This is a genomic window from Pseudomonas sp. MH10 (assembly GCF_034353045.1).
Lineage (GTDB): Bacteria > Pseudomonadota > Gammaproteobacteria > Pseudomonadales > Pseudomonadaceae > Aquipseudomonas.
In genome coordinates this window covers 3,667,501-3,693,852 of the sequence record NZ_CP133783.1, presented here as the reverse complement: position 1 = coordinate 3,693,852, position 26,352 = coordinate 3,667,501, and the positions used below count along the sequence as shown (strand labels likewise).

The window sequence follows — 26,352 nt, the reverse complement described above, 5'->3', positions numbered from 1 at the left end:
ATGCTGAGCAGGCCTTTGCGGACACGGTCCTGGCAGACTCTTGCGGCTGCCATTTGCTTAAGCGGCAGTGCGTTGGCGGTGGCGTCTAATGACGGACAAACGCGGGTCAGCGACCTTTTGAGTTCCTCACCTGACTATCGTCAGGCATGGATGGGCGTGGTGAAAAAAGAGGAGCGACTCCCTGACTGGGTGATTAACCTCTCTGGCGCGTCCGATCCCATGTCTGCAGTTACCGAGCATGGCGATAAGTATTTGGTCGGACCGTTGTGTGAGACCGCTGACAATTGTTTGAACAACCGTCTTATCGTTGCAGTTAGTTTCGATAAGAAATCCGCGTATGCACTGTGGGTGCAAGTTCCAGCAGGCTTGCCCGCTGACAAGTCGCCCACCCGACACGCTGACTATCGCTTTCTCGGCAAACCTGACAAAGATATGCAGGCGGTATTGATGGAGCAGTTGAAGAAAGATCCGAAGTGGTATTGAGTGTTGGCATGCTCGTACTGATTTGAAGAAGTTGGCGCTCGAGCGCGCGACTTCTTGGTGACTGCGCGGCCCGATGAAGGCGAGCGCATGACCATGGGGCCGGGTTGTTTTGATTGAAGTTGGATCGGAGCGACCTAGGAATACAGAGAGTATTTCCATTGATTTGGGCCGGGTCAGGGTGGAGACGTAGCGCAAGCCCGTGATATTGATTCAGAAATGGATTCGCCGGGCTTGCGAACCATCTTCGCGCGACCATTTATCGAGAATTCTGCGTTTTCATTCGTTGTCGCCATAGACCGAATGACCCTCTGACTTTCAACACATATTTCTTTTATAGCCTCTCCCCTTGCGCTGGATACGACGTAATAGGCCGCTCGCGAGCCATATCACGTCTTTTTTTTGCGCGATTTTGCAGGCGGCCTCCGTCAGAGTATTCCCATTGATCATGCCGATTCGGCATGAGGTAGGCGTTTACGGCATTAGACGCCATGTCTCAGCGTGGGAATAGTTGCGCCTTTTTTCGCGTGCAACAGAGCCGGGATGCTCGCTCGCGGCGACCTTCTACTGGATATAAGGGTAAGAATATGAAGAAGGCAAAGCTAAGCCTCGCCTGGCAAATTCTCATTGGTTTGGTCTTGGGGATTGCTATCGGCGCCGTGCTTAACCACTTCAGTGCGGAAAAGGCCTGGTGGATCGGCAACGTGCTGCAACCCGCGGGTGACATCTTCATCCGTCTGATCAAGATGATTGTCATACCCATCGTGGTGTCTTCGTTGATCGTCGGGATTGCCGGCGTTGGCGATGCGAAGAAGCTGGGCCGTATCGGTCTTAAGACCATCTTGTATTTTGAAGTGGTCACGACCATCGCGATCCTGGTCGGTCTGGTGTTGGCGAACGTGTTTCATCCAGGTACGGGAATCGACTTGAGTACCTTGGGCACCGTCGATATCTCCAAGTATCAGGAGACCGCCGCTGAGGTTCAGCATGAACATGCGTTCATCCAAACGATCCTCAACCTGATCCCGTCAAACATCTTTGCCGCCATTGCTCGCGGCGACATGCTGCCGATCATCTTCTTCTCGGTATTGTTCGGGCTTGGTCTTTCCAGCTTGAAACCGGAGCTGCGTGAGCCGCTGGTGACGATGTTCCAGGGCGTGTCGGAAAGCATGTTCAAAGTCACGCACATGATCATGGGTTACGCCCCCATCGGGGTTTTCGCTTTGATTGCGGTGACCGTCGCTAACTTCGGGTTTGCCTCATTGTTGCCGTTGGCCAAACTGGTCATTCTGGTTTACTTCGCCATCGCGTTTTTCGCCTTCGTCGTGCTGGGTACCATTGCCCGCCTGTTCGGCTTCTCGGTGATCAGGCTGATGCGCATCTTCAAAGACGAACTGGTGCTGGCCTACTCCACTGCCAGTTCCGAAACCGTGTTGCCACGGGTCATCGAAAAGATGGAAGCCTACGGCGCACCGAAAGCCATTTGCAGCTTCGTGGTGCCCACCGGTTACTCGTTCAACCTCGACGGCTCGACGTTGTACCAAAGCATTGCCGCGATCTTTATTGCTCAGCTGTATGGAATTGACCTGTCCGTCGGCCAGCAGATCATGTTGGTGCTGACATTGATGGTCACCTCCAAAGGTATCGCGGGCGTGCCGGGTGTGTCCTTCGTGGTGCTCTTGGCAACCTTGGGCAGCGCCGGAATTCCGCTGGAAGGCCTAGCGTTCATCGCCGGTGTCGACCGCATCATGGACATGGCCCGTACGGCGCTGAACGTGATTGGCAATGCCTTGGCCGTGCTGGTGATTTCACGCTGGGAAGGTATGTACGACGACGTCAAGGGCGAAGCCTACTGGAACTCCCTCCCACACTGGCGCAGCAGAACGCCGCTGCCAGTGGGTGAGTCAGTCGCTGACTGAAGGCCGAGTTGCTGCAAAAACAAACCCCGGATTGCCGGGGTTTTTCAAATCAAAAATCCCCTGTTTGTTTGTCGTCGAACCTGCTCACCGCTATCATCGCCGCATCTTCTGAGGGACTTTCTGATGCTTAACGGCCTATGGCTTGGCTTTTTTGTGGTGGCGGCGGTGTCGGCGCTGGCGCAATGGCTGATCGGCGGGAACGCCGGAATTTTTGCCGCGATGGTTGAAAGTATTTTCGCCATGGCCAAGCTGTCGGTGGATGTGATGCTGCTGCTGTTCGGCACCCTCACGTTGTGGCTGGGCTTTTTGCGGATTGCCGAAAAAGCCGGGATCGTCGATTGGTTGGCGAAGGCCCTTGGCCCGTTGTTCTTGCGGCTTATGCCTGGGGTGCCAAAGGGTCATCCTGCGTTGGGCCTGATCACTCTTAACTTTGCTGCCAATGCCCTTGGCCTGGATAACGCGGCAACACCGATTGGCCTCAAGGCCATGCGTTCGCTGCAAGAGTTGAACCCGAGTCCTACCACCGCCAGCAATGCGCAGATTCTATTTCTGGTACTCAATGCATCGTCGCTGACGCTCATGCCGGTGACGATCTTTATGTACCGCGCGCAACAAGGCGCTGTCGACCCGACGTTGGTATTTCTGCCGATCCTGCTGGCAACCAGCGCGTCAAGCTTGGTCGGGTTGCTCTCGGTGGCGTTCATGCAGCGCTTGCGCCTGTGGGACCCGGTGGTGCTCGCGTACCTGATTCCGGGGGCATTCGCACTGGGCGCCTTCATGACCCTGCTGGCCGGCCTTTCGGCCACGGCGTTGGCCAGCTTGTCGTCGATCCTCGGCAACCTGACGCTGTTCGGCTTGATCATGACTTTTTTGCTGATCGCCGCGTTCAGGAAGGTGAAGGTTTACGAAGCGTTTGTCGAAGGCGCAAAAGAAGGCTTTGATGTCGCCAAGAACCTGCTGCCCTATCTGGTCGCGATGCTCTGTGCGGTGGGCGTGTTACGGGCGTCCGGAGCACTGGATTTTGGCTTGGATGGCATCCGGCATCTGGTGCAATGGGCGGGAATGGACACCCGCTTTGTTGATGCCCTGCCGACGGCCATGGTCAAACCGTTCTCCGGCAGCGCCGCCCGCGCCCTGTTGATAGAAACCATGAAGAACCAAGGCGTCGACAGCTTTCCGGCGTTGGTGGCGGCCGTCATTCAAGGCAGCACCGAAACCACGTTTTACGTGCTGGCGGTGTACTTCGGCTCTGTGGGCATTCAGCGCGCCCGACACGCCGTCGGCTGCGCATTGCTGGCAGAGCTGTCGGGTGTCGTCGCGGCCATCCTCGTCTGCTATTGGTTTTTCGGTAACGTGGCGTAATGCTTTTGGCCTTGCTCAACGGTCCATTGCAGCAGCTGCGCCGCCAGGGTGTCGCTGGCCTTGCCGAATCCCGCCACGATTGAAGGCACTTGTTTGTCGCTGACCGCCTGGTGAACTTCAAACCGGTGGCTGGCGACGATGCGCTGATTGTCTGCGGCCAAGCGTGCGTCGAGACGAATCACCACTTCGATGGCGTCGCCGTGGTACTCACTTTGAAACGCCTGTAGCTCTGCACTCAGTTCAAAGTCCGCTTGGAGATTGCTGTCATCGGTGCTCAACGACTGCACGCGACCGTCGCGGTAGAAGGCGTCGAGTAGCCGATTGCGCAACGCCACCGGCGCGGGATCGCTCCACCGTGCGCCTTTGTAGTTGCTAATCAAATTACCCTGCGGCACGACGGCGATCCGTGGGCTGTCGAGCATTTCGCTGGCTCTGGGCCGAACTATCCGCAGCGACCATGGAACCGGCGAACCTTGAGCCGTCTGTGCAGCGGGTTGCGCCGTGCTCAGGCGATAGACATCAGTGGGTTCAGCTTTCGGCAGGATCGAGCAGCCCGCCGACAGCAACAACGCCCCGGCAACGGCCATCAGGCGCAGCGAATGACGGGCAAGCCTCATGGCTCAAACTCCTTGTTTTTTTCGGTGCCCAGCAGGTATCCGCTGGGGTTGGCCTCGAGGCGACGGGAAATCGAGCGGAATGAGGTCAAGGTGTCGCGCAGCTCTCTTACCGCCGGGCCCAGTTCGCCAAGCCCCTGCATGCCGCCGTTCAGTGCGTCATGGTTATTTTTAAGCAGGTTGTTGATGGTGGCGCTGCTTTGCTCGATGGACTTCATGGCCAACTGGGCGCTGGCAAACAGCTGCTTGCCGTCGCTGTTGAGCATCTCGTTGGCGCCGCGCATCAGTGACGAGGTTTGCTCCAGGGTGGCGCTTGCCTGTTTGCTGATCAGCGTCAGCTGTTTGAGCGACTGGCGGATATCTTCGCGCTCGTCGGCGACCACGCGGGTGGCCTGTTCCATGTGTTCCAGAGTCAATGTCAGGCTTTGGACGTTATCGTTGGAGAACATTTGATTGGCGTTGTGCAGCAGTTGATTGATCCCGGTCATCAAGTCGCCCGTGTCGTTCAGCAAGCGAGAGATAGGCGAAGGCGACGCGATGATCACCGGCAGTTTGCCGAAGACGCCGATCAGCGATGGACTTTGCGGGGTGCCGCCGCTGAGTTGAATGATCGAGGTGCCGGTGATCCCGGTCAGGGCCAGCTTGGCCATGGTGTCTTCTTTGATGGGGGTTTCACCCGCAATCCGAATTTGCGCCAGCACCCGCCGTGGGTCCTCGGGGTCCAGGCGCAATTGCACGACGTCGCCCACCTTGATCCCGCTGTATTGCACGGCACTGCCGCGAGACAAACCGCTGACGGCCTCGTTAAAAATGACCTCGTAGTCCTTGAACGCGGTGTCGACACTGGATTTGGCCAGCCACAGCCCAAACAGCAGTGCCGCAGCGACCACGATTACGGTGAACAGGCCGATCAATACGTGATGGGCTCGGGTTTCCATCCTCAGACCTCCTTGGGGTATGTGGCGGCTGAGAACGCCGCCCGACCGCGTGGGCCGTGGAAATATTCGTGAATCCAGGCGTCTGGCGTCGCCGCGACCTTATTAATTTGATCGGCCACCAATACGCGCTTTTGCGCCAATACCGCGACGCGGTCGGTAATCGTGTACAGCGTGTCCAGATCGTGGGTGACCAGAAATACACTCAGGCCCAACGCGTCGCGCAGGGTAAGGATCAGTTGATCAAATGCAGCCGCGCCAATGGGATCGAGGCCGGCGGTGGGCTCGTCAAGGAACAGAATGTCTGGGTCCAACGCCAATGCCCGGGCCAGCGCAGCGCGTTTGATCATGCCGCCGGACAAAGACGCCGGGTATTTATGAGCGGCCGACAGCGGCAAACCGGCCAGGGCAAGTTTCATCCCGGCTAGGTGCTCGGCTTCTTCTCGGGTCAGTTTGGCGTGCTCGATTAACGGCAGCGCGACGTTCTCGGTCACGGTCAGCGAGGAAAACAGCGCGCCTTTCTGGAACAGCACGCCGAATCGCCGTTCAAGCAGTGATCGGTTTTTCTCGGACAGATGCTGCAGGTCTTGGCCCAAGACGCGGATCGTTCCAGCATCCGGCCGACGAAGCCCAATGATGCTTCGCATTAACACAGACTTCCCGCTGCCAGAACCGCCCACCACCGCCAGGATTTCCCCCCGGAACAACTCCAGATCAAGGTTTTCATGCACGCTTTGGCTGCCGAACTGGTTGCACAGGCCATGTACTTCGATCACGGCTTGCCGCTGCTTGGTCGGTATGGACGTCGTAATAGCGGTCACCAACCCATCTCCATGTAAAACAGTGCGGCCAGTGCATCCAGCACAATGACCACAAAGATCGATTGCACCACGCTGGACGTGGTGTGAGCGCCAACAGATTCGGCACTGCCGCTGACTTTGAAACCTTCGAGGCAGCCAATGGCGGCGATCAAAAAGGCGAAAATCGGCGCTTTAATCATGCCCACCAAAAAGTGCTGCACGCCGATGTCGCTTTGCAGCAGCGAGAGGAACAAGGCCGGTGAAATATCCAGGGCTACGGCGCACACCACGCCGCCGCCGATGATTCCGGAAATCATCGCCACGAAGGTCAAAATCGGCAGCGAGATCAGCAGTGCAAGGATTCGCGGTACGACCAACAACTCCACCGGGCTCAGGCCAAGGGTGCGAATCGCGTCGATTTCTTCGTTGGCTTTCATCGAGCCGATCTGTGCGGTGAAGGCGCTAGCGGTGCGCCCGGCCATCAGGATGGCTGTCAGCAACACACCGAATTCGCGCAAGAACGAGAACGCGACCAAGTCCACGGTGAAGATGCTGGCGCCGAAGCTTTTCAATACGGTGGCGCCGAGAAACGCAACCACGGCGCCCACCAGAAACGTAAGCAAGGCGACGATGGGCGCCGCATCGAGCCCGGTTTGTTCGATGTGGGAGATAACCGACGTGAACCGCCAGCGCCTCGGGCGGGGGAAGTTGAACAACAGGGTTTGCAGAATCAGGCCGATGAAGCCGAGTAATTGCAGGGTGTCGATCCAGATCGTATCCACCGCCCTGCCGATCCGCAGCAGCAACTGCATACCGACGGCTTCTTCCGGTTCTTTGATCGGTTCGCAGTAGTCGTGCAATGCCGTTTGAATGGTTTGCAGCAAGGCCCGGCTGGCGGTGGACAGCCCCGGCGCGCTAACCGCCAATAGCCCCAGCCGGTCGCAGCCGATCATCTCCACCAACAAAGAAGCGCCAGCGGTATCCAACGCGCCGAGGTCGGACAGGTCCACCGGCGTATTGACGCCATACTGACCCGTTACGTTGCCCATCTGCCGCTTGAGGTCGCGATAATGCGCAAGCGTCCAATCACCGGCTATCCGCAGGCTCACGGGGCTGCTGGCGATGTTCATGGAGGCGCTGCCGGCCACAGAAGGTAAGGTCATAAGCTCCGAGCTTAGGGGGTTTGCCCTGGGGTGGAAGACGTTGAGTCCGACGAGTCTGGGTCTGTATCGTCATCGTCCGCTTCGGGTTTGACGCCGATGGGATCGTCGATGGGCTCGGTCACCGTAGGTTGGTCTGCGGCGGTAACTACAAACCGTAAGACGCCGATCAATTGGCCGTCTTCAGTCTCCACCCTTACCTGCCAGCTACCAACTGAATCATCTGGGAAATGCTGCTTGTGGGTCCAGGCGCGATAGCCTTCTTTACGCCCGCCGTGGATGTCCAGCGGGATGCGATCCACTTCCTGGCCTTCGTGTTGCCAGACATGATAAATCCGTTCGTCCAATCCGCGTGGCGCATTGATCGCGGTGTAGGCGTAGAGGCCGCCTTTGCGCACCTGGCTGGCGCTGACTTCTTCCACGCTATCGCCGGGAGTGCGGTTCTGATTATCGAAATCAGTGCTGACGGCTACTTCAGTCATCCATAGCGTCGCTGGCGGTACCCACGAGCGCAGCAACCAACCGGCGCCGCCGATGGCCAGTGTGACTGCCAGCAGCAGCGGGATGCGCCGCCAGTTATTGATGGGAAAGCTCGAGGCCAAGCTGGGAAACGACAGCAGCATGGCAATACCCAGCGACAGCTTGTAACTCTCGGACGTCGTCAGGTGCAAGATTACCGGCAGCGCTGTAAGCAGCGCCGCGAATAACGTTAGGGTGTGAAAGGCCAAGTACAACCAACGCCTGGAAGCCAGCCATTTGTAGTACAGCGGATCGGTGATCGAGATCAGCGCTGCGGCGCCCAACAGGCTGGTAAACACCAGCTGGCCGCTGTTCCAGGTGGTGGTGATGAAAAAAAACGGTAGGACGAAAAACAGACTTTCCTGATGGATCATCTGCGTGCCATAGCGCAGCAACGGCTCTGGAATCTGGCGTTTGAAAATGCGCGTGAACAGCTTCGTCACGCTGTTTTCCAGCATCAGCCACACCCAACTGACCAGCATGATCGTGGCGATCCACGTCGCCAGACCTTCTTGGCGATCAACAAGAATGAAACTGCTGATGCCCGATACAAAACCGAAAAACGCAATCACACCTGGATAGCGCTTCATCAGGTCTAGCACGAGGACTACGTAGCGATTCCAATCGGGCATTCGGCATTTCGCTGTATGTGTAGGAAAAATCCCCGACAGAATACAACGCTGCTCGGTTAATGGTCAGATAGATGCGCAATGATGGCTCTTCGCGAACGAATCTGAGAGCCAACTTGTTGGCGAAAAGGCTTGATACGGTGTGTCTGGCACAACGCCTCGCCAACAAGTTGGTATCTACAGAGAATTTATGCACAGCACAGATCACGGTGGGACGCGAATTCATTCACGATAGCTTCAATCGTTTCGGCGCTTACGTTTGCGGTAAACCCACGCCACTGCCAGCAGCAACAGCGCAACGACCCCGGCGATCACGCCATACAACTCGTCGTAATTGAGCAGCGGCTTTTCGATCCGCAGATAACCCGGCTGTGCCAGTAATCCGCGCAGGGCCTGATTGGCGGTGTCGAGGCTGACCGCTTTGATCTGAGGGGCCGGGTCGGCAAAGTGACCGTTTTCGTAATCACTCAGCGACCCCCAATAATAATCGGCCAATGCACTGTTGCCTTGGGCCGCCCACGCCAGCTTATCGATGGCCACTTGTCGTAGGCGGGCGAAGATTGCCGGGTCGAGGCCATCTTTTTGCAGGCGCACCGTCAAATCATGCATGGCCATCTCGGCCTGCTGTACATCATCGCGGTCAAGGTCTGCGTTCAAACTCATGAACCCGGTGTCGCCAAAGACCTCGCGCTCGCTCCAGGGGCCGTAGGAAAGCCCGTCCTTCAACCGCAACATGCTGTAGAGCGACCAGTCGAGGTAGTCCTGAAGTAACTCGTAGGTTTCATCATGCTGCTGCGCAAGTATTGGCTCAGGGAAATACCAATGCACACGGGCGCCCTCACCTAGCCAGCCCTTGGTCAACGTGCGTTCGGCTTGCGCCGAGTGGCTGATTGCAGCGAGGGGTGGATGGTCGCCTGGCTCAATTGCGCTGAGCTGGCTATACGTGCGTTCCAGGTAAGCCGGCAAAAGACGATCAAGATCGCCGACGACAATCAGGGTCATATTGTTGGCGGCGTACCAACTGCTGCGGACTTTTTCGACCTGCTCTAGGGTGAGCGATTCGATGTCGGGCCGCTCGGCGCATTTAAGTCCGAGTTCAACCGCTAACTGCTTGCTCGCGCTATGACCCAAGTCTTTGTGATCGAGCCAGCGTTGCAGGTGTGAATAGTGGCCGCCGTCTTCGTGTTCGACGATGCCCTTGGCGGCGTTCAGCGAGTCTTGATTGATGCGGCTGTGGGTCAAGATGTCCAGCAGCAGATCGAGCACTTGCCGCTGATTCCGGGCAGGCGCTTCGATAACGAAGGTGGTATCAGAGTTGCTGGTGAAGGCGTTCCATTCACCGCCCAACGCTTGCATGCGCTCCTCAAGCCCGCCTTCGCCGCGATCATCCGTGCCGCTGAACAGAAGGTGCTCAAGCAAATGCGGAAGCTCTTTATCGTTGCAGGCAAAGTCATCGAAACCAACGCCGACCACCAGGCGAATGGCGACATGGCCTTTTTCATTACCTGGTTTGAGCAGTACTTGCAGGCCGTTGGCCAATTGGTAGCCCTCGACCTGAAAGCGGTCCAGGGCCATCGAAGCGGCCGAACTCAACAAAAGACAGACAAACAACAGGCTGCGCATAAAACGAACTTCCTTGCGGGCCGACATGTTTAACAGACTTCCCCGCCCTTGAGTCGTTCACAGCGGCTGTTCTATCTCAGCGTCGCTGGACAAGGCCCCCGTGTCTGACGTTTCAAGCACGGCGTAGGCGCTGCTGCAGAACAATGAGTTGAGCCGTTTCATGTCCGCGATCAATTCCAAATGCAGTGAGCTGGTTTCCAGGCTCTGTACCACTTTGCGTTGCAGACGACTGACATGGGCGTGCGCCAAACGCCGCTCCTGCGCGCGGAAACGCCGTTTTTCACGCAGCAATTGCCGAGCGCTTTCAGGGTCGGCGCTGACGAATACCGACAAACCCAGGCGCAAATTCAAAAGTAACTGGCTGTGTAGCCCGGTTAATTCTTCCAAGCCGACTTCGGAGAATGAGCGCCGCTGGGAAGTCTTCTGCTGCTGCACTTTACGCAGCATGCGCTCGATCAGGTCGCTGGCCAGTTTTAGGTTGATCGCCAGCTCGATGATCTCCGCCCAACGTCGGCTGTCGTGCTCGCTCAAGTCTTCGCGTGGCATCTGCGCCAGATAGAGTTTGATCGCGTTGTAGAGCGCTTCGGTATCATCGTTGAGGCTGCGCATTTGTGCGGTAACGGCGGTTTGTGTACCGCGCAGCACTTCCTGCATGGCCGTGAGCATGCTTTCGACCAAATCGCCCAAACGCAGGGTTTCGCGCACGGCATTGGCCAGAGCCAAGCTTGGGGTTGCCAGCGCTGTGGCATCCAAGTGACGGGGTTTTGCTACCCCGCTGGTTTCCGGGCGTTCAGGTAATAACCATGCGCACAGGCGAGCCATCGGACCCACACTGGGCAGCATCACTAGGCAACGCAAGGTGTTGTAGGACACGTGGAAGCTGATCACCAGACTTTGCGGACTGAAATCCAGCGTATCCATCCATGCCACCAACGGGCTCAAGATCGGAATAATCAGCAGCAGGCCAATCAGTTTGTACAACAGGCTACCCAGTGCGACTTGCCGTCCGGCAACGTTCTGCATGCTGGTGCTCAAGAACGCCAATAGACCGCTGCCGATATTCGCGCCGATGACCAGACCAATCGCCACGGGCAGACTGATGATCTCAGAACCCGCGAGAGTGGCTGTCAACAGCACGGCGGCGAGGCTGGAATAGGAAATCAATGCGAACATCGCGCCGATAAGGGCGTCGAGCATGATGTCGCCAGTCAGCGAGGCGAACAGCACTTTGACCCCGGCTGCGTGGGTAATCGGCGCTGCCGAAGTAACGATCAATTGCAGCGCCAGAATAATCAGCCCAAGGCCGATGCCGACTCTGCCGAGCTGCCCGGCGCGTGTTTGCTTGCGCGACAGAAACAGGATGACGCCGAGGAAAATCAGCAGCGGCGACAGCCAAGACAAGTCGAAAGTCAGCACTCGCGCCATCAACGCCGTACCGACATCGGCGCCCAGCATGATCGCCAGGGCCGGGGTCAAGGCCATCAACCGCTGGCCAACGAACGAAGTCACCAGCATGGCGGTGGCGTTACTGCTCTGGACCAGTGCCGTAACCACAATACCGGCGATGAACGCCAGCGGTCGCTTGGACATGTTCTGGCTGAGGACACGGCGTAACTGTGAGCCATACACGCGCAGGATGCCGGTACGGACGATGTGCGTGCCCCAAATCAGCAAGGCAACAGCGGACAACAAATCGAGCAGGGTCAGCATATACAGGCCCCCTGAGGTCACCCGAACGGGGTGAGAATGAGAAGTGCAGCGAGAGGCAAGCGCGATGGTATCTTTGAGACGTCTAACGCTCCCCTAAGCTTTAGTCGGCTAATGGCCTTAACGCCAAGCATCGCATACGCAATGGCGTCGTGAAACAAAACTGTCATAAATCAGAGAATTGAAATGCCAGAGAACCGGGGCACGCGATCTGCGCGTTTCTGTGGCGTGAGCTGCTATTGACTAGCCCAGGGTGTCTTTGCGCATTCTTAACGGCTCGCTTGGGGCCTTCTTTTTTGCAATCGTGGTGCGCATTTTTATATTGATAGCTTCAACCGCTAACGAGAAGGCCATGGCGAAATACACGTAACCCTTGGGCACATGCACGTCGAATGCTTCGCAGATCAAGACTACGCCCACCACCATCAGGAATGACAGCGCCAACATTTTCAATGACGGGTGCTTGTCGATGAAGTCACTGATGACGCCTGCACAGGCCATCATCACCAGCACCGCCGCGACGATGGCCGCGATCATGACCGGCACATAGGACACCATCCCGACCGCTGTAATCACCGAGTCGAGGGAGAACACGATGTCGATAATCGCGATCTGGATGATGGTGTACAGGAATTTACCGCCTTTACCTTTGGGCTCATTAGCAGCTTCTTCCTCCCCTTCCATGCCGTGATAAATTTCTTGAGAGCTTTTCCACAGCAGGAATAAACCACCGAAAAACAGAATCAAATCCCGCCCGGAAATACCTTGGCCGAACACCACGAACAAGTCTGAGGTCAGGCGCATAACCCAGGTGATCGACAGCAGCAGCAAGATTCGGGTAACCATGGCCAGTGCCAGTCCGAAGATTCGCGTCCGTGGCTGCATGGGTTTGGGCATACGGCTGACGAGAATCGCGATCATGATGATGTTGTCGATGCCGAGGACGATCTCCAAGGCGGTCAGGGTGAAAAAGGCAACCCAAAGTTCGGGGTTGATCAGCCATTCCATAGGTATTCCTTAAGCGGTTAATCCCCGGGTTACCGGGAGTGAATCGTCAGCTTCATAGACTGCGGTAGAACGGAAATATTCCCATCAACAGCGCGGCGACCATTATGCACAGACAAACCAGCACCGCCCATTTCAGGGTAAACCGTTGGTGATCGCCGAATTCGATACCCGCCAATGCCACCAATAGATAGGTCGACGGTACCAGTGGGCTCAGCAAATGCACGGGTTGACCGACGATTGAGGCGCGGGCCATTTCCAGGGGGGTGATGCCGTAATGGCTGGCGGCTTCGGCCAGAATAGGCAGCACCCCGTAGTAAAAAGCATCGTTGGACATGAAGAAGGTGAACGGCATGCTGACCAGCGCGGTGATGACCGCGAGGTATGGGCCGAGGGCATCCGGGATGACCGCCAACAGGCTTTCGGACATGGCCTTGACCATCCCGGTGCCCGACAGAATGCCAGTGAAGATCCCAGCGGCGAAGATCAGCCCAACGACCGCCAGAACGCTACCGGCGTGGGCCGCGATGCGGTCCTTTTGCGCTTGCAGGCATGGATAGTTCACGATCATCGCGATACTGAATGCCACCATGAACAGAACCGGCAACGGCAGCAGGCCGGCGATCAAGGCAGCCATTAGCGCGAGAGTGAGTCCGCCGTTGAACCAGATCAGTTTCGGCCGACGCGCTTCGGGGAACTGTGACACGCTGATTTCACTGTGATCGCCTTCCTCGCCCGGCAGGTGCAGCTCACCCAAGCGAGCGCGTTCACGTTTGCCATAGGCATAAGCGATCAGCAGGATCGCGATAACGCCCACCAGCATGGCCGGAATCATCGGTACGAAGATTGCGGAGGGGTCGACATGCAAGGCGCTGGCGGCGCGTGCGGTTGGGCCACCCCAAGGCGTCATGTTCATCACGCCGCCGGCCAGAATGATCAATCCCGCCATGATTCTCGGGCTCATGCCCAAGCGACTGTACAGCGGGAGCATGGCCGCGACGCAGATCATGTACGTGGTTGCACCGTCACCGTCGAGGGACACCACCAGTGCCAAAACGGCGGTGCCGACGGAAACCTTGACCGGGTCGCCTTTGACCAGTTTGAGGATCAGGCGCACGGCTGGATCGAACAGACCGGAGTCGATCATCAGCGCGAAATACAAAATAGCGAACATCAACATCACGCCGGTGGGCGCAAGTTTGGTGATGCCTTCGAGCATCATGGGGCCGATGCCAGCGGCGAAACCGCCTAACAGGGCAAACGCGATTGGAACCAGAATCAGGGCGATCAGGGCGGACAGGCGTTTGCTCATGATCAGGTACATGAACGTGACGACCATGGCAAAGCCGAGGAAGGTCAGCATAGAAATACTCCAGGTGCAGCGCGGCGTGAGGAATGCGGATTGAGCGGATCAGATCAACGCAGAGCGGGCTGCACGTGGATGAAGAGCGGGAATGGGCTGGAGCGGAAATGCGTGGACATCAGGATCACCATTGTCGTTGAGTTCTTGTTGTTATGCCGCGACCGACCTAATGCCGGCAGCGGAGGCGATCCTAAAGGGACAAGCTTTCAGCAAGCTTTCGATGGGTGAAGATTATGAGCAAGCATGAGCTGGAGAGGCCGCGCCGTCGCCCAGCAGACACCGACTACTGGGAATTGCATATTTTTGTGGGAGGGCGTTACGGCAGCTCCAGGCCGCCGGCTGCTTTGTGCAGCGCACGGAGGTGTTGGCCGATTTGTTTCAGGTTGGCTTCGTTGGCGGCTATTTCTGCGGCGCGGCCGGGTTCGAGCAGAGCGCGGACTTCTTTGTCGAGGTCACCGGTTAAACGCAGCAGTTGTTTTTGGCGCTGGCTGCTTTCGTCTTCAAGCCGGTGCCATTCATTCTCTTGGGGCAAGCCATATCCGCCGCTGTCGAGCAACTCTGCCGGGCGACTGAGGAAGCCACTGCTGGCGAGAATCTCGCGCAAGGTGCCGGTGGCCTGGGAAACGCTGCCGTCTTTCTGTTCCTGGGCGCTGAGGTAGCGTTCTTTAACCTCTTCCTGAGCCAACAACAGTTGTCTGCGCAAGCTGGCCTGTTCCAATAACAACATGGCTGCGCTGGTGCGTAGATCTGCATTGGCGAACCAAGCGTTGCGGTCCTTGGCGGGCAGTGTCAGCCAGTCTTCCACGGTCTTCTGTTTGATCGGCAACTGTTTTTTCAAGATGTCGAACATCGCCTGATAGCGATCCCGATAAGAGTCGAACCGATAACCCAGACGCAAGGCTTCGCGGGGGTCTTTCAGCACGCTGGTGTCGGCCAGACCACGGGCGTCAAGAACTTCCAGCAGGCCGTTAGGAATGATGCTGTCCAAGCCTTTGATACGCGGGTCATCGGTACCGCTGCGCAACAGCTTCAAGGTCTCTACCGCGCAGTTGTTCGAGATGAAGTAGTAATTGCCGTCGTAGCTCCAGTGCATCTCGGCCGCGTGCTGCACCAAAGCGTTGATCTTTGGGCGCGACAGGTTCATGGGCACTGAGGCGAGGCTGCGCAGTTCGGTCTTGGTGTACTCATCGATCACTTGCGACAGTGGCAAAACGAACAGGCGCGATGGATAGACGCCCGTCAGGCCGTCCCAGCTCGACAGCTGCACATCGCCAACGAAGGCGCGATACGACAACACCAGGTGCTGATCTAGGTCCAGACGGCAATCCGGGCCGCGTGGCCGTCCAGGTTTGCAAATCACCAGCCGAAGCATGCTATGGCCCCAGCGACTCACCCAGTTCTGGTTGGCTTCAGCTAACAGGTAGTCGACCGCATACACCCGCTCTGGATCAATCTTGCCCAGCGGCTGCACAGCAAAATCGCTGCCAGCGTTGATGAAAGGATAGGACGCCGGGCATTCGTTCTTGGCCGCGGGAGCCCAGCCGAACCGATCTTTGTAATACGCGTAAAGCCCCGGTCTGCGGCATGCGTAATCAGGATCCAGGAGGAAATACTCCATGTTCACTGCGACGAATTCGCGCGGGTTACTGATTTCGTAGATGTCCGGGCTGCGGGCTACCTGGCGGTTGTTCTCTTCGCGCTCACCGCGACGGCCAACGTATTCCGGCCAGCCGGCAAGGTCGAGCAACCGTGGATCGTCGCTAAGGGTAAAGCGGCGTTCCGTTTCGCCCCGGCATTGATCCGGCAACCCGATATCGCCCGTGCTGCTGGCCTGACGTCGGCAATTGAGGATCAGCTTACGCACGGCTTCTGGCCACAGCGCCGCGCGATCATAAATATGGGTGAGTTCGTGCAGGACCGTCGCGAGCATTTCGCGGCGGACGGTGCCGTGAGGACGATTGGTTTTTTGCGTGGCTGCCGAGCCGTCAGTCAGGCTTGCCAGCAAATTGCGGTTCAGGTCGAGATGATGCGGGCCGGTCGCTTCGCCATAGGCGTTGCTTGGTAGTCCCGTGGACCAACTGACATCGACGCGTCGGTCCAACTGCTCGACGAATCCAGGCGGCAGGGACCGCATCGCCTCATCAAGCAATAGTTGGCTGGCGTGTTGCTGCGCCTGGTTGAGGTCGTCGGTGTCGAGCTTAAGGCTCAACCCGGCGACTGCGCTGTTGCCGACCAACAACAGCGCGCAGGTCAGCACCCAGACGGCGAGAGGTCTCACAGCGCGAGAATGGCTTCGGCCAGCGTTTCGTCACTAGCGTTACGGGCTTCGGGCAAATGCGCGCGCAGGGTATCGAAGGCGGCTTCAAGCTGAACCCCGCGAATATCGCCTTTGCTGGCCACATAGCTGGCCGCGTCGTCTTTGGCTTGAATCACGACTTTGGAGTCACGTGTAGAGGTGGTGCTGTCAGAGGTAAAGTCGATGCTGCGGCCGAAGGCGCGGACGACGATATTACTGGTGGCCTTGACGGTTTGTGCTTGGGCCACGCCGGTTAGCAACAACAGACCAAGGGTGGCGGCAATCAGCGGGGTACGCATGGAACGTCTCCAAAATGCAGAAGATAAAACGTGATTATTGGACGAGGATTGCTTGCGCCAGTTCAGCGTCGCTGGCACAAAGTTTTGGCTGGGTCAGGCGTAGCTGCTCGCGTAGCGCAAGCAGGGCTTCTTCCAGTTGTGCTCCTCGCAGTCGGCCATCACTGGCTATAAACGCTGCAGCATCATCCTGGGCGGCAAGTACGATTTTTCGATCAAACGGTGCAGACGTAACCTTGCTGGTAACGAATCCGCTGGCGACCAGAGATTGTGTGGTCGTATCAAACGCTTGGCACTGGGCAGTCCAAGCCAGAGCAATGAGGAGAACAGGCAGAAAACGCATAGTTCGATCTAGCCGATGATTCGAGCGGGCAAGGCTAGCGCAATGCCCGTAGTAGAGCTAGCCGACATTTAAGCGGGCCTGCGCGGTAGGTCAAATCGCCAGGATCGCCTGAGCCAGCTGGGCGTCCGTCGCTTTCAACTCGGGCGCTTGATGACGGATATGGTCCAGCGCGCCTTCAAGTTGTACGCCACGGATCTCGCCTTGGCTGGCCACAAAGCTGGCTGCGTCGTCGCGGGCTGCGAGTACGATTTTGTCGTCCTTGAGCGAAGAGGACAGTTTCGAGGTCGCGTCGCTTGAGGCATCGAATGCACGAACCAGTTCATCGGTGGTGACAACAAAACTCGATGCACTTGCGCCGGTGGCAACAACAGCCAAGAGGGCTACAGCGCTAAGCAGGCGTAGGCGGGCCATGATGAACTCCAGAGACTTAGAAATAGAGGATTTGAGCAGCGGCAAGCCTATAACAGCAATGCGGTGCATACCATCCTGTGACGTCGCGAGCGTGTTTTTAGCGACAGGAGGAAGGGTTTTCGACGCCATGTGATTAAAAAATATACGGAAACTAACTGTACTGGTCGATATGGCCAATGTAAAAACTGTACGTGATTGGGCAGATAGCGTAGGTGGCTTCACGGGCGTTCGCAAACCCCGAAATGACAAAACCCGTCGGCAGTTACCTGCGACGGGTCTTGTATGGAGCAATTCGGGTTGCTGGCAGGAGACCTGTTGGGTCTGGGACCAGCGAGCGCTAAATTAGCGCCAGAACGGCTTGCTCAACTCTTCGTAGCGTTGCGATTCGCTAATCCCGGCGTCAGCCAGCAAACGTGCATCCAGACGGGCCAATTGGTGGCGGCTGGAAATGCGACGCTGCCAAAGCATCAGGTTGGCGAAAGCGCGAAGAGGCCATACAGCTTTTTCGGATGAAGCGGTTGTTTCGAAGAACAGGTCGGAACTGATTGTACGTTCCATGATGAACATCCTTCCGCTTGTGGCGGGATTAGGTAGTGGTTTAACTGGTACTGATTTTCCTCTCTCTTGATCAGTCTCACTAGACACAGTTCACTTCAATTGTGCTGGTTCAGTTAACTGTTTATACGCACTGTTTTGTTCGAAAACGGGGCAACTGTACCGGTTCGCCCTTTTGTGGTGCGCTTATTCAAAAGTACGGTTGATATTAAGGGTTTAGAGCGGTCGAACGACCCGTACAGCAGTACAGTTTTTGAAACGGAAGGGTTTTTCAGTAGGCTGACTGCAAGAAAATGTCTTGCAGTCAGCAACTGAGTGAATCAGTTGGCGAGCATTTGCCCGGTTTCTTCCAGGTTCATGTGCCAGCTGAGCGCTTCGCGCAGTACGTGAGGGGTGTGACCGCCGATTTTGCAGGCCGCAGCGAAGTAGTCATTGAGCGCACCGCGGTACGCCGGGTGAACACAGTTGTCGATAATCACTCGAGCGCGTTCGCGAGGTGCCAAACCACGCAGGTCGGCCAGACCTATTTCGGTCACCAGGATGTCAACGTCATGTTCGGTGTGGTCAACGTGGCTGACCATAGGCACAACGCTAGAGATAGCGCCGCCCTTGGCGATGGACTTGGTCACGAAGATCGCCAAATGTGCGTTGCGAGCGAAGTCTCCCGAGCCGCCAATCCCGTTCATCATCCGGGTGCCGCAGACGTGAGTGGAGTTGACATTACCGTACAGATCGAACTCCAGCGCCGTGTTGATCCCGATAATACCCAGGCGACGAATCACTTCCGGGTGATTGGAGATTTCCTGTGGACGCAGGACCAATTGCGGTTTGTAACGGTTCAAGTCGCTGAAGACTTCAGTGTGTTTCGCGGCTGACAAGGTCACAGAGCTGCCAGAAGCAAAGCTCAGAACGCCGGCATCGAACAGGTCGAAGGTCGAGTCCTGAAGCACTTCGGAGTACATGGTCATGTCGTGGAAAGGTGAGTCCAGCAAACCGTGCATCACCGCGTTAGCGATGGTGCCGATGCCCGCCTGCAGCGGCATCAAGCTGTTGGTCAGACGGTTTTCTTTCACTTCGTGTTTGAAGAACTCAACCAAGTGGCTGGCGATCGCCTGAGTATCGGCGTCGGGAGGCAGAATCGTCGAGTGTGAGTCCGGTTGATTGCTGATGACGATGCCGACAATTTTCGCCGGGTCGATCTGCACCGCTGTGCTGCCGATGCGGGTGTCAGCTCTCAGTATCGGGATTGGCAGCCGGGTTGGACGGTAGCTAGGGATATAGATGTCATGCAGGCCTTCCAGCTCCAGCGGCTGGGCGAGGTTGATTTCGATAATCACCTCTTTGGCCAGAATCGCGAAGCTGGCCGAGTTACCGACGGAGGTGCTGAGTATCAGATGGCCTTCTTCGGTAATGGCCACGCATTCGATCACAGCCAAGTCGACGGCTTTAATCTGACGATTGCGCAGCTGCTCAACGGTGTCCGAGAGATGCTGGTCGATGAACATCACCGTGCCGTCGTTGATCGCCTTGCGCAACGTGCTGTCGACCTGGAACGGCATGCGACGGGACAACACGCCTGCTTCGGTGAGCTGCTTGTCGAGGTCGTTGCCCAGGCTTGCGCCGGTCATCAAGCTGATCTTCAGGGGCGAAGTCTTGGCACGCAGGGCCAGGGCTTGTGGAACGGCCTTGGCTTCGCCTGCGCGGGTGAAGCCGCTCATGCCGACGGTCATGCCGTCCTGGATCAAGGCTGCGGCGTCTGACGCGCTCATGACCTTGCTGAATAGAGAAGGCATACGAATACGATCACGGTACATGGGTTGTCATCTCGGGTATCGGAAGCAAGGCCTCAGTCTAAGTGAGTTGGATTTTTTCCGTCCCGCTACCAAAGTCGCATCCAGGGCTATTAAATAGCCGTTTCGGTGTAAAACAGCGTTACAAAGCCGAAAAAAACCCCAGCCGATATTCGCGCTGGGGTCAGATTGAAGCGAGTGGACGTTTTTAGCGGAATCAGTCGACGGCTTTAACCATGTCCTCAATGACCTTTTTAGCGTCACCAAACACCATCATGGTTTTATCCAGGTAGAACAATTCATTGTCCAAACCGGCGTAGCCGCTGGCCATCGAGCGCTTGTTTACGATGATGGTCTTGGCCTTGAACGCTTCGAGAATCGGCATGCCAGCAATCGGCGATTTAGGATCGTTCTTCGCCGCAGGGTTGACCACGTCGTTGGCGCCCAAGACCAGTACTACGTCGACTTGGCCAAACTCGGAGTTGATGTCATCCATCTCGAACACTTGGTCGTAAGGCACTTCTGCCTCGGCCAGCAGTACGTTCATGTGCCCCGGCATCCGCCCGGCGACCGGGTGAATCGCGTACTTCACGGTGACGCCCCGGTGAGTCAGCTTCTCGGTCAGCTCTTTCAGCGCATGTTGTGCGCGAGCCACTGCCAGGCCGTAGCCGGGAACGATGATCACGGTGTCGGCGTTCATCAGAAGGAAGGTGGCGTCGTCAGCCGAGCCTGATTTAACCGGGCGGGCTTCTTTATCACCTACAGGGCCTGTGACGTTCGTCGCACCGCCGAAACCGCCGCCGATTACATTGAAGAACGAACGGTTCATCGCCTTGCACATGATGTACGAGAGAATGGCGCCGCTTGAACCTACCAGTGAGCCGGCAATGATCAGCATCGAGTTGTTCAGCGAGAAACCAATCCCCGCCGCTGCCCAGCCGGAGTAGCTGTTGAGCATCGACACCACGACCGGCATATCTGCACCGCCGATGGGGATGATCAGCAGTACGCCGATGACGAACGCTAAAGCGAGCATCAGGGCAAACGCGCCAAGGTTGCCGGTGGCGATGAAGATCACGCCGAAGGCTATCGTCGCCAAGCCCAGTAACAGGTTCAGCTTGTGCTGACCGGCAAACTGTACCGGTGCGCCTTGGAACAGGCGGAATTTGTACTTGCCTGAGAGCTTGCCGAAGGCAATGACAGAACCAGAAAAGGTGATCGCACCAATCGCTGCACCAAGGAACAGCTCCAGGCGATTACCGGCTGGAATGCTGTCGCCCAAGTGATGAACAATACCCAGCGACTGCGGCTCGACGACGGCGGCGATGGCGATGAACACAGCGGCGAGGCCGATCATGCTGTGCATGAACGCAACCAGCTCAGGCATCTTGGTCATTTCAACGCGTTTGGCCATGATCGAACCGGCGGTACCGCCGACTAATAAACCAATTACGATATAACCGATACCTGCTGAAGCGCCGCCCTGTGCCAGCGACATCTCGCCAAGCTTGTACACGAGGCCGATGGTGGTGATCACAGCCAGCGTCATGCCCAGCATGCCGTACAGATTGCCGCGTCGCGAGGTGGTCGGGTGCGACAGGCCTTTGAGCGCCTGGATGAAGCAGATCGAGGCGATCAGGTACAGAAGTGTTACTAGATTCATGCTCATTACTTCTGCGCCCCTGTTTCTACGGGCAGAACTTTAGCTTTCGGTGCTTTTTTCTTGAACATCTCCAGCATTCGCCGAGTGACGAGGAAGCCGCCGAACACGTTGACCGCCGCTAATGCGACCGCCAGCGTGCCCATGGTTTTGCCCAGCGGGGTAACGGTCAGTGCAGCTGCGAGCATGGCGCCGACGATCACAATTGCCGAAATCGCGTTAGTCACTGCCATCAGCGGGGTGTGCAACGCGGGTGTAACGTTCCAGACCACATGGAAGCCGACATAGATCGCCAGCACGAAGATGATCAGGTTGTAGATACCGGGGGAGATAAACTCTTCCATCGTCTTGTCCTTTAGGCGTTCTTGCGGATGACTTGGCCGTCGCGGCACATAAGGCACGCGGTAACGATGTCGTCTTCGAGGTTGATCTGCAGCTGCCCTTCTTCGGTGAATAGCAGCTTCATAAAGTCCAGCAGATTGCGTGCATACAGGGCCGAAGCATCAGCAGCCACCATTGCGGGCAAGTTGGTGTAACCAATGATGGTCACGCCATGCTCGATCACCACTTGGTCAGCCACGGTCAGCGGGCAATTGCCGCCTTGCGCCGCCGCCAGGTCGATGACCACCGAGCCGGGCTTCATTTGCGAAACGGTGTCGGCGCTGAGCAGCACCGGCGCTTTACGGCCGGGAATCAACGCCGTGGTAATCACGATGTCCGCCTGCTTGGCGCGCTCGTGCACCGCAACCGCCTGGCGTTGCATCCAGCTCGCGGGCATCGGGCGGGCATAGCCCCCAACACCGACGGCGGCTTCACGTTCTTCGTCGCTTTCGTACGGCACGTCAACGAACTTGGCGCCGAGGGACTCGATCTGTTCTTTAACCGCAGGACGTACGTCCGACGCTTCAATCACAGCGCCCATACGTCTTGCCGTCGCGATGGCCTGCAAGCCGGCAACGCCAGCACCCAGGATCAGCACCCGTGCGGCTTTCACAGTTCCTGCGGCCGTCATCAGCATCGGCATGAAGCGCGGATAGTGATGGGCTGCTAGTAGAACGGCTTTATAGCCTGCGATGTTGGCTTGGGAAGACAGGACGTCAAGGCTTTGGGCGCGGGAGGTGCGCGGCGCGGCTTCGAGGGCAAATGCGGTAATACCGCATTCGGCCATCTTTGAAATCGTCTCGCTGTTAAACGGATTGAGCATTCCGATCACGATCGTGCCGGGTTTGATCAGCGTCAGCTCATGATCGTTGGGAGCGGCGACCTTGAGGACCAGCTCAGCACCGAACGCATCCGTCGCAGTACCAAGGGCGGCACCGCAGGACTGATAAGCACTGTCAATAACGCAGGCGTTAATGCCGGCGCCACTTTGCACCGTGACCTGATGGCCTTGGGCAATCAGCTTCCTGATGGTTTCGGGGGTTGCGGCAACCCGAGTTTCGCCCGTATGGGTTTCGAGAGGAACACCAATGTGCACGTTCAAATCTCCTGCATGATCTTGTTCTTATGTTCGAATAGGCCAGTGCACTACGGATGGCGCAGCTGGTTCGGCTGATCAGTACGATCCCGCCAAAACAGGGCGGGGCGCGGCATTTTGCAGGCGAAGTTAGATCCCTTCAACCACTTATGAAAGGTGACGAAAAATTAACTACAAGTCACCCTGTGACCAGAAGTCGCATCAAATGCAGGTAGGCCTTTGTTTACAAGGCCTGTAGCGATCTATTTGTAAATACGACCTTTTGCGTAATTAGGTTGATGAATACGTGTCACCTGCTCATGTAAAGGCTGATAGCCCCGGTTTTATGCGGTCTGGGTGCAATTATTGGCTATCGGTACAGTTGGTCTTAAAGCGACAAATTGTTATATCTGTAGGCGCGGAATGTTTTTGACTACACGGTCAGCTACCGGCTGCAAGCGGTGTTGCAAGTAGGGTGTAGCCATGAGCCTGATCCACCAGCCAATCGCGAAAAGAGCGCAACGAAGCAGACTCTACTTTTCGCTCTGGAATCATCAGGTAATAAGCCTTAGGACTCGATAACGCCGATTGATTCGCAATGACAAGACGCTTTTCCGCCAATTCGCGCTGAATAAGAAATGGCGGAATCAAGGCAACCCCCATCTCATGCATGGCCGCCTGTGCAAGCATGGAGAATAGCTCGTAACGGGGGCCTGTCATGTCCCAGGGGATATTCACGCTCAAAGCGCTGAACCATTGCCGCCAGGCATAGGGGCGCGTGGTTTGTTGCAGGAGCGCAAGTTCGGCTATCTCATTGGCGCTTAAGCTCTGACGATTGCCCAATAGCGTTGGGCTACATACGGGCATCGGATTCTCACCCATCAACCGGTGTGACTCAGTGCCGGACCAGTCCGCGTCGCCGAAGTAGATTGCCGCATCGAACTCGGTGTCTGCGAACAGAAACGGGCGGGTACGGTTGGTCAGGTTGACCGTCACGTCGGGGTGCTTCTGCTGGAAATGTTTCAGGCGTGGCAGAAGCCATTGAGTGCCGAATGTAGGGACCACTGCCAGCTCGATGGTGTTGGCGCCCTGTTGGCCCATCGCTGAAAGCGTGTCACGTTCCACGGCATCCAATTGAGTCGCGACGCGCCGACTATAAGAAAGGCCGACCTCTGTCAGCTTGACCCCGCGGCGGGAGCGTCGGAATAGCTCGACGTTGAGAAACTCTTCGAGGCTGGCGATTTGTCGGCAGATGGCGCCTTGGGTAATCGAAAGCTCCCGCGCTGCTTTGGTGAAGCTCTCGTGCCTGGCGGCGGCTTCGAAACTGATGAGGGCTGTCGTGCTGGGTATCTTTCTGCGCATGTACCTTTACCTCACCTGTTGATCGCATTAACGAGGCTTATACTCATTACGGAGTGATAAATTAGCACAACAGTATGCGAAAACCTCGTTTGCCCTATTCGCTAACGGGGCCTAGCATCAGCCCACGACGTTATTACCTGATCGCGAGGACTCGCTCATGGCTGGCAAAGCAAGCTTCAACTGGATCGACCCACTGTTGTTGGATCAGCAACTTACTGAAGAAGAACGCATGGTGCGCGACAGCGCTGAGCAGTTTTCCCGTGACAAGTTGGCCCCTCGCGTCCTTGAAGCTTTTCGCCATGAGCGCACCGACACCGCTATCTTCCGTGAGATGGGTGACGTGGGCTTGTTGGGCGCCACAATCCCGGAGCAATACGGGGGTAGCGGTCTGAGCTACGTGTGTTACGGATTGATCGCACGTGAAGTCGAGCGCGTTGATTCCGGTTATCGCTCGATGATGAGTGTGCAGTCCTCTCTGGTGATGGTCCCGATCAACGAGTTCGGCACTCAAGCGCAGAAACAGAAATACCTGCCCAAGTTGGCTTCCGGCGAGTGGATTGGTTGTTTCGGTCTTACCGAACCCAATCACGGCTCCGATCCGGGCGCGATGATCACTCGGGCAAAAAAGGTCGAGGGCGGTTATCGCTTGTCTGGAAGCAAAATGTGGATCACCAACAGCCCGATCGCCGATGTATTCGTGGTGTGGGGCAAGGACGATGCGGGCGATATTCGTGGTTTCGTCCTGGAGAAAGGTTGGGCCGGCCTGAGCGCGCCGGCTATTCACGGCAAGATCGGCCTGCGCGCATCCGTTACCGGCGAGATCGTGATGGACAACGTGTTTGTGCCTGAGGAAAACATCTTCCCGGACGTTCGTGGTCTGAAAGGGCCGTTCACCTGCCTGAACTCCGCTCGTTACGGGATTTCCTGGGGGGCGCTGGGTGCTGCTGAATTTTGCTGGCACACCGCGCGTCAATACACGCTGGACCGTCAGCAATTCGGTCGTCCGCTCGCTGCCACCCAGTTGATCCAAAAGAAGCTGGCTGACATGCAGACCGAGATCACCATGGCCTTACAAGGCTGCCTGCGGTTAGGGCGAATGAAGGATGAAGGCACTGCAGCAGTTGAAATCACCTCGATGATGAAGCGCAACTCGTGCGGCAAATCCTTGGACATCGCCCGTATGGCCCGGGACATGCTGGGCGGTAATGGCATATCCGACGAGTTCGGTGTCGCGAGGCATCTGGTCAACCTTGAAGTTGTGAATACCTATGAAGGTACACACGACGTACATGCGCTGATTTTGGGTCGTGCGCAGACAGGCATTCAAGCCTTCTATTAAGTAGCTGCCGTTTAGCTGTCTATTCATAAGGAAAAGGAGTTTGCCGATGGGTGCGCTTTCACATCTGCGGGTGCTTGATTTGTCGCGGGTGCTTGCCGGGCCTTGGGCTGGTCAGATTCTCGCGGACCTTGGGGCTGAGGTAATCAAGGTCGAGCGTCCGGGCAATGGGGATGACACGCGCGCTTGGGGGCCTCCTTTTCTTAAAGATGCCGATGGCAACAACACCAGTGAAGCGGCTTATTACCTGTCGGCCAATCGGAACAAGGAGTCGGTGACCATCGACTTCACCCGACCTGAAGGGCAGAAGTTGGTGCGGGAACTGGCTGCCAAATCCGACATTCTCATTGAGAACTTCAAAGTCGGCGGGTTGGCAGCCTATGGGTTGGACTATGAGTCGTTGAAAGCCCTCAACCCTCGGCTCATCTATTGCTCGATCACGGGTTTCGGGCAAAGCGGTCCCTACGCCAAGAGGGCGGGCTATGACTTCATGATCCAAGGGCTGGGGGGGTTGATGAGTCTTACAGGTCGGCCAGAAGGGGATGACGGCGCCGGTCCGGTGAAAGTGGGCGTCGCCTTGACTGACATCCTTACCGGGCTGTACTCGACCGTGGCGATCCTCGCTGCATTGGCGCATCGAGATCAAGGTGGCGAAGGTCAGCACATCGATATGGCATTGCTTGATGTGCAGGTCGCCTGTCTGGCCAATCAGGCGATGAACTACCTGACAA

The 26,352-nt window shown here is 57.0% G+C and carries 24 protein-coding genes (1 of these 24 only partly in view); 5 read left to right on the top strand and 19 right to left on the bottom strand.

Going from position 1 to position 26,352, the window contains the following annotated elements:
* From RHM59_RS16400 to RHM59_RS16390, 3 genes are all read left to right on the top strand, one after another.
* Complete coding sequence (locus RHM59_RS16400) at positions 1-483, top strand: inhibitor of vertebrate lysozyme family protein (protein WP_416194740.1); 483 nt, start codon at positions 1-3, stop codon at positions 481-483.
* 584 nt (positions 484-1,067) lie between these two features.
* The gene (gltP, locus tag RHM59_RS16395) at positions 1,068-2,399 is read left to right on the top strand and encodes a glutamate/aspartate:proton symporter GltP (RefSeq protein WP_322224754.1); all 1,332 of its coding nucleotides are present in this window, start codon (positions 1,068-1,070) and stop codon (positions 2,397-2,399) included.
* A 123-nt stretch (positions 2,400-2,522) separates the two neighbouring features.
* Positions 2,523-3,761, top strand: a complete 1,239-nt coding sequence (locus tag RHM59_RS16390) for a nucleoside recognition domain-containing protein (protein ID WP_322166914.1) — start codon at positions 2,523-2,525, stop codon at positions 3,759-3,761.
* Here the strand turns inward: RHM59_RS16390 and RHM59_RS16385 are convergent.
* The 19 genes from RHM59_RS16385 to RHM59_RS16295 form a co-directional block, all read right to left on the bottom strand.
* On the bottom strand, positions 3,734-4,378 hold the full coding sequence (locus RHM59_RS16385) for an ABC-type transport auxiliary lipoprotein family protein (RefSeq protein WP_322224752.1): 645 nt from the start codon (positions 4,376-4,378) through the stop codon (positions 3,734-3,736). The genes RHM59_RS16390 and RHM59_RS16385 overlap by 28 nt on opposite strands.
* Positions 4,375-5,313 (bottom strand): MlaD family protein, encoded by a 939-nt coding sequence (locus RHM59_RS16380; protein ID WP_322166916.1) that lies wholly within the window; start codon positions 5,311-5,313, stop codon positions 4,375-4,377. The genes RHM59_RS16385 and RHM59_RS16380 overlap by 4 nt, the downstream gene beginning before the upstream one ends.
* Positions 5,314-5,315: 2 nt before the next feature.
* Positions 5,316-6,110 carry an ABC transporter ATP-binding protein gene (locus RHM59_RS16375; protein WP_322171307.1) on the bottom strand — a complete coding sequence of 265 codons (795 nt, stop codon included), beginning with the start codon at positions 6,108-6,110 and terminating at the stop codon, positions 5,316-5,318.
* Between the two features lie 17 nt (positions 6,111-6,127).
* Positions 6,128-7,273 carry an ABC transporter permease gene (locus RHM59_RS16370; protein ID WP_322184456.1) on the bottom strand — a complete coding sequence of 382 codons (1,146 nt, stop codon included), beginning with the start codon at positions 7,271-7,273 and terminating at the stop codon, positions 6,128-6,130.
* An 11-nt stretch (positions 7,274-7,284) separates the two neighbouring features.
* The gene (locus RHM59_RS16365; RefSeq protein ID WP_322166918.1) at positions 7,285-8,421 is read right to left on the bottom strand and encodes a DUF5924 family protein; all 1,137 of its coding nucleotides are present in this window, start codon (positions 8,419-8,421) and stop codon (positions 7,285-7,287) included.
* Between the two features lie 234 nt (positions 8,422-8,655).
* Positions 8,656-10,041, bottom strand: coding sequence for a pitrilysin family protein (locus tag RHM59_RS16360; RefSeq protein WP_322224750.1), 1,386 nt, complete (start codon positions 10,039-10,041; stop codon positions 8,656-8,658).
* A 57-nt stretch (positions 10,042-10,098) separates the two neighbouring features.
* Positions 10,099-11,751: a Na/Pi cotransporter family protein gene (locus RHM59_RS16355; protein ID WP_322184455.1), complete on the bottom strand. Its 1,653-nt coding sequence runs from the start codon at positions 11,749-11,751 to the stop codon at positions 10,099-10,101.
* Positions 11,752-11,991: 240 nt separating this feature from the next.
* Complete coding sequence (locus RHM59_RS16350; RefSeq protein WP_322166921.1) at positions 11,992-12,756, bottom strand: TerC family protein; 765 nt, start codon at positions 12,754-12,756, stop codon at positions 11,992-11,994.
* A gap of 52 nt (positions 12,757-12,808) precedes the next feature.
* Complete coding sequence (locus RHM59_RS16345) at positions 12,809-14,116, bottom strand: CitMHS family transporter (protein ID WP_322166922.1); 1,308 nt, start codon at positions 14,114-14,116, stop codon at positions 12,809-12,811.
* Positions 14,117-14,432: 316 nt separating this feature from the next.
* Positions 14,433-16,394: a DUF4105 domain-containing protein gene (locus RHM59_RS16340; protein ID WP_322224748.1), complete on the bottom strand. Its 1,962-nt coding sequence runs from the start codon at positions 16,392-16,394 to the stop codon at positions 14,433-14,435.
* Positions 16,391-16,711, bottom strand: a complete 321-nt coding sequence (locus tag RHM59_RS16335) for a DUF2388 domain-containing protein (RefSeq protein WP_322166924.1) — start codon at positions 16,709-16,711, stop codon at positions 16,391-16,393. Before RHM59_RS16335 ends, RHM59_RS16340 begins: the two co-directional genes overlap by 4 nt.
* A gap of 34 nt (positions 16,712-16,745) precedes the next feature.
* On the bottom strand, positions 16,746-17,051 hold the full coding sequence (locus tag RHM59_RS16330) for a DUF2388 domain-containing protein (RefSeq protein ID WP_322166925.1): 306 nt from the start codon (positions 17,049-17,051) through the stop codon (positions 16,746-16,748).
* A gap of 90 nt (positions 17,052-17,141) precedes the next feature.
* Positions 17,142-17,462 (bottom strand): DUF2388 domain-containing protein, encoded by a 321-nt coding sequence (locus RHM59_RS16325; RefSeq protein ID WP_322166926.1) that lies wholly within the window; start codon positions 17,460-17,462, stop codon positions 17,142-17,144.
* Positions 17,463-17,804: 342 nt separating this feature from the next.
* Positions 17,805-18,020 (bottom strand): DUF1127 domain-containing protein, encoded by a 216-nt coding sequence (locus RHM59_RS16320; protein WP_322166927.1) that lies wholly within the window; start codon positions 18,018-18,020, stop codon positions 17,805-17,807.
* 317 nt (positions 18,021-18,337) lie between these two features.
* Positions 18,338-19,831, bottom strand: coding sequence for an acetyl-CoA hydrolase/transferase family protein (locus RHM59_RS16315; protein ID WP_322166928.1), 1,494 nt, complete (start codon positions 19,829-19,831; stop codon positions 18,338-18,340).
* Positions 19,832-20,024: 193 nt separating this feature from the next.
* Positions 20,025-21,476, bottom strand: coding sequence for an NAD(P)(+) transhydrogenase (Re/Si-specific) subunit beta (locus tag RHM59_RS16310; RefSeq protein WP_322166929.1), 1,452 nt, complete (start codon positions 21,474-21,476; stop codon positions 20,025-20,027).
* Entirely contained in the window at positions 21,476-21,811 is a 336-nt protein-coding gene (locus RHM59_RS16305; protein WP_322166930.1) for an NAD(P) transhydrogenase subunit alpha, read from the bottom strand. The genes RHM59_RS16310 and RHM59_RS16305 overlap by 1 nt, the downstream gene beginning before the upstream one ends.
* Before the next feature lie 11 nt (positions 21,812-21,822).
* The gene (locus RHM59_RS16300; protein WP_322224747.1) at positions 21,823-22,944 is read right to left on the bottom strand and encodes a Re/Si-specific NAD(P)(+) transhydrogenase subunit alpha; all 1,122 of its coding nucleotides are present in this window, start codon (positions 22,942-22,944) and stop codon (positions 21,823-21,825) included.
* 420 nt (positions 22,945-23,364) lie between these two features.
* Entirely contained in the window at positions 23,365-24,285 is a 921-nt protein-coding gene (locus RHM59_RS16295) for a LysR family transcriptional regulator (protein ID WP_322166932.1), read from the bottom strand.
* 157 nt (positions 24,286-24,442) lie between these two features.
* Here RHM59_RS16295 and RHM59_RS16290 point away from each other — a divergent pair, with 157 nt between their 5' ends.
* The gene (locus RHM59_RS16290; protein WP_322166933.1) at positions 24,443-25,624 is read left to right on the top strand and encodes an acyl-CoA dehydrogenase; all 1,182 of its coding nucleotides are present in this window, start codon (positions 24,443-24,445) and stop codon (positions 25,622-25,624) included.
* Positions 25,625-25,670: 46 nt separating this feature from the next.
* Positions 25,671-26,352 carry the 5' portion of a CaiB/BaiF CoA transferase family protein gene (locus tag RHM59_RS16285; RefSeq protein WP_416195026.1) on the top strand. The gene runs 539 nt beyond the window's last position, so 682 of the gene's 1,221 nt are visible here — the first part of the coding sequence; its start codon is at positions 25,671-25,673; its stop codon lies off the right edge, out of view.

Coding starts and splice junctions, on each gene's coding strand:
- RHM59_RS16400 (WP_416194740.1), top strand. CDS start 1: ATGCTGAGCAGGCCTTTGCGGACACGGTCCTGGCAGACTCTTGCGGCT.
- gltP (WP_322224754.1), top strand. CDS start 1,068: ATGAAGAAGGCAAAGCTAAGCCTCGCCTGGCAAATTCTCATTGGTTTG.
- RHM59_RS16390 (WP_322166914.1), top strand. CDS start 2,523: ATGCTTAACGGCCTATGGCTTGGCTTTTTTGTGGTGGCGGCGGTGTCG.
- RHM59_RS16385 (WP_322224752.1), bottom strand. CDS start 4,378: ATGAGGCTTGCCCGTCATTCGCTGCGCCTGATGGCCGTTGCCGGGGCG.
- RHM59_RS16380 (WP_322166916.1), bottom strand. CDS start 5,313: ATGGAAACCCGAGCCCATCACGTATTGATCGGCCTGTTCACCGTAATC.
- RHM59_RS16370 (WP_322184456.1), bottom strand. CDS start 7,273: ATGACCTTACCTTCTGTGGCCGGCAGCGCCTCCATGAACATCGCCAGC.
- RHM59_RS16365 (WP_322166918.1), bottom strand. CDS start 8,421: ATGCCCGATTGGAATCGCTACGTAGTCCTCGTGCTAGACCTGATGAAG.
- RHM59_RS16360 (WP_322224750.1), bottom strand. CDS start 10,041: ATGCGCAGCCTGTTGTTTGTCTGTCTTTTGTTGAGTTCGGCCGCTTCG.
- RHM59_RS16355 (WP_322184455.1), bottom strand. CDS start 11,751: ATGCTGACCCTGCTCGATTTGTTGTCCGCTGTTGCCTTGCTGATTTGG.
- RHM59_RS16350 (WP_322166921.1), bottom strand. CDS start 12,756: ATGGAATGGCTGATCAACCCCGAACTTTGGGTTGCCTTTTTCACCCTG.
- RHM59_RS16345 (WP_322166922.1), bottom strand. CDS start 14,116: ATGCTGACCTTCCTCGGCTTTGCCATGGTCGTCACGTTCATGTACCTG.
- RHM59_RS16335 (WP_322166924.1), bottom strand. CDS start 16,711: ATGCGTACCCCGCTGATTGCCGCCACCCTTGGTCTGTTGTTGCTAACC.
- RHM59_RS16330 (WP_322166925.1), bottom strand. CDS start 17,051: ATGCGTTTTCTGCCTGTTCTCCTCATTGCTCTGGCTTGGACTGCCCAG.
- RHM59_RS16325 (WP_322166926.1), bottom strand. CDS start 17,462: ATGGCCCGCCTACGCCTGCTTAGCGCTGTAGCCCTCTTGGCTGTTGTT.
- RHM59_RS16320 (WP_322166927.1), bottom strand. CDS start 18,020: ATGGAACGTACAATCAGTTCCGACCTGTTCTTCGAAACAACCGCTTCA.
- RHM59_RS16315 (WP_322166928.1), bottom strand. CDS start 19,831: ATGTACCGTGATCGTATTCGTATGCCTTCTCTATTCAGCAAGGTCATG.
- RHM59_RS16310 (WP_322166929.1), bottom strand. CDS start 21,476: ATGAGCATGAATCTAGTAACACTTCTGTACCTGATCGCCTCGATCTGC.
- RHM59_RS16305 (WP_322166930.1), bottom strand. CDS start 21,811: ATGGAAGAGTTTATCTCCCCCGGTATCTACAACCTGATCATCTTCGTG.
- RHM59_RS16295 (WP_322166932.1), bottom strand. CDS start 24,285: ATGCGCAGAAAGATACCCAGCACGACAGCCCTCATCAGTTTCGAAGCC.
- RHM59_RS16290 (WP_322166933.1), top strand. CDS start 24,443: ATGGCTGGCAAAGCAAGCTTCAACTGGATCGACCCACTGTTGTTGGAT.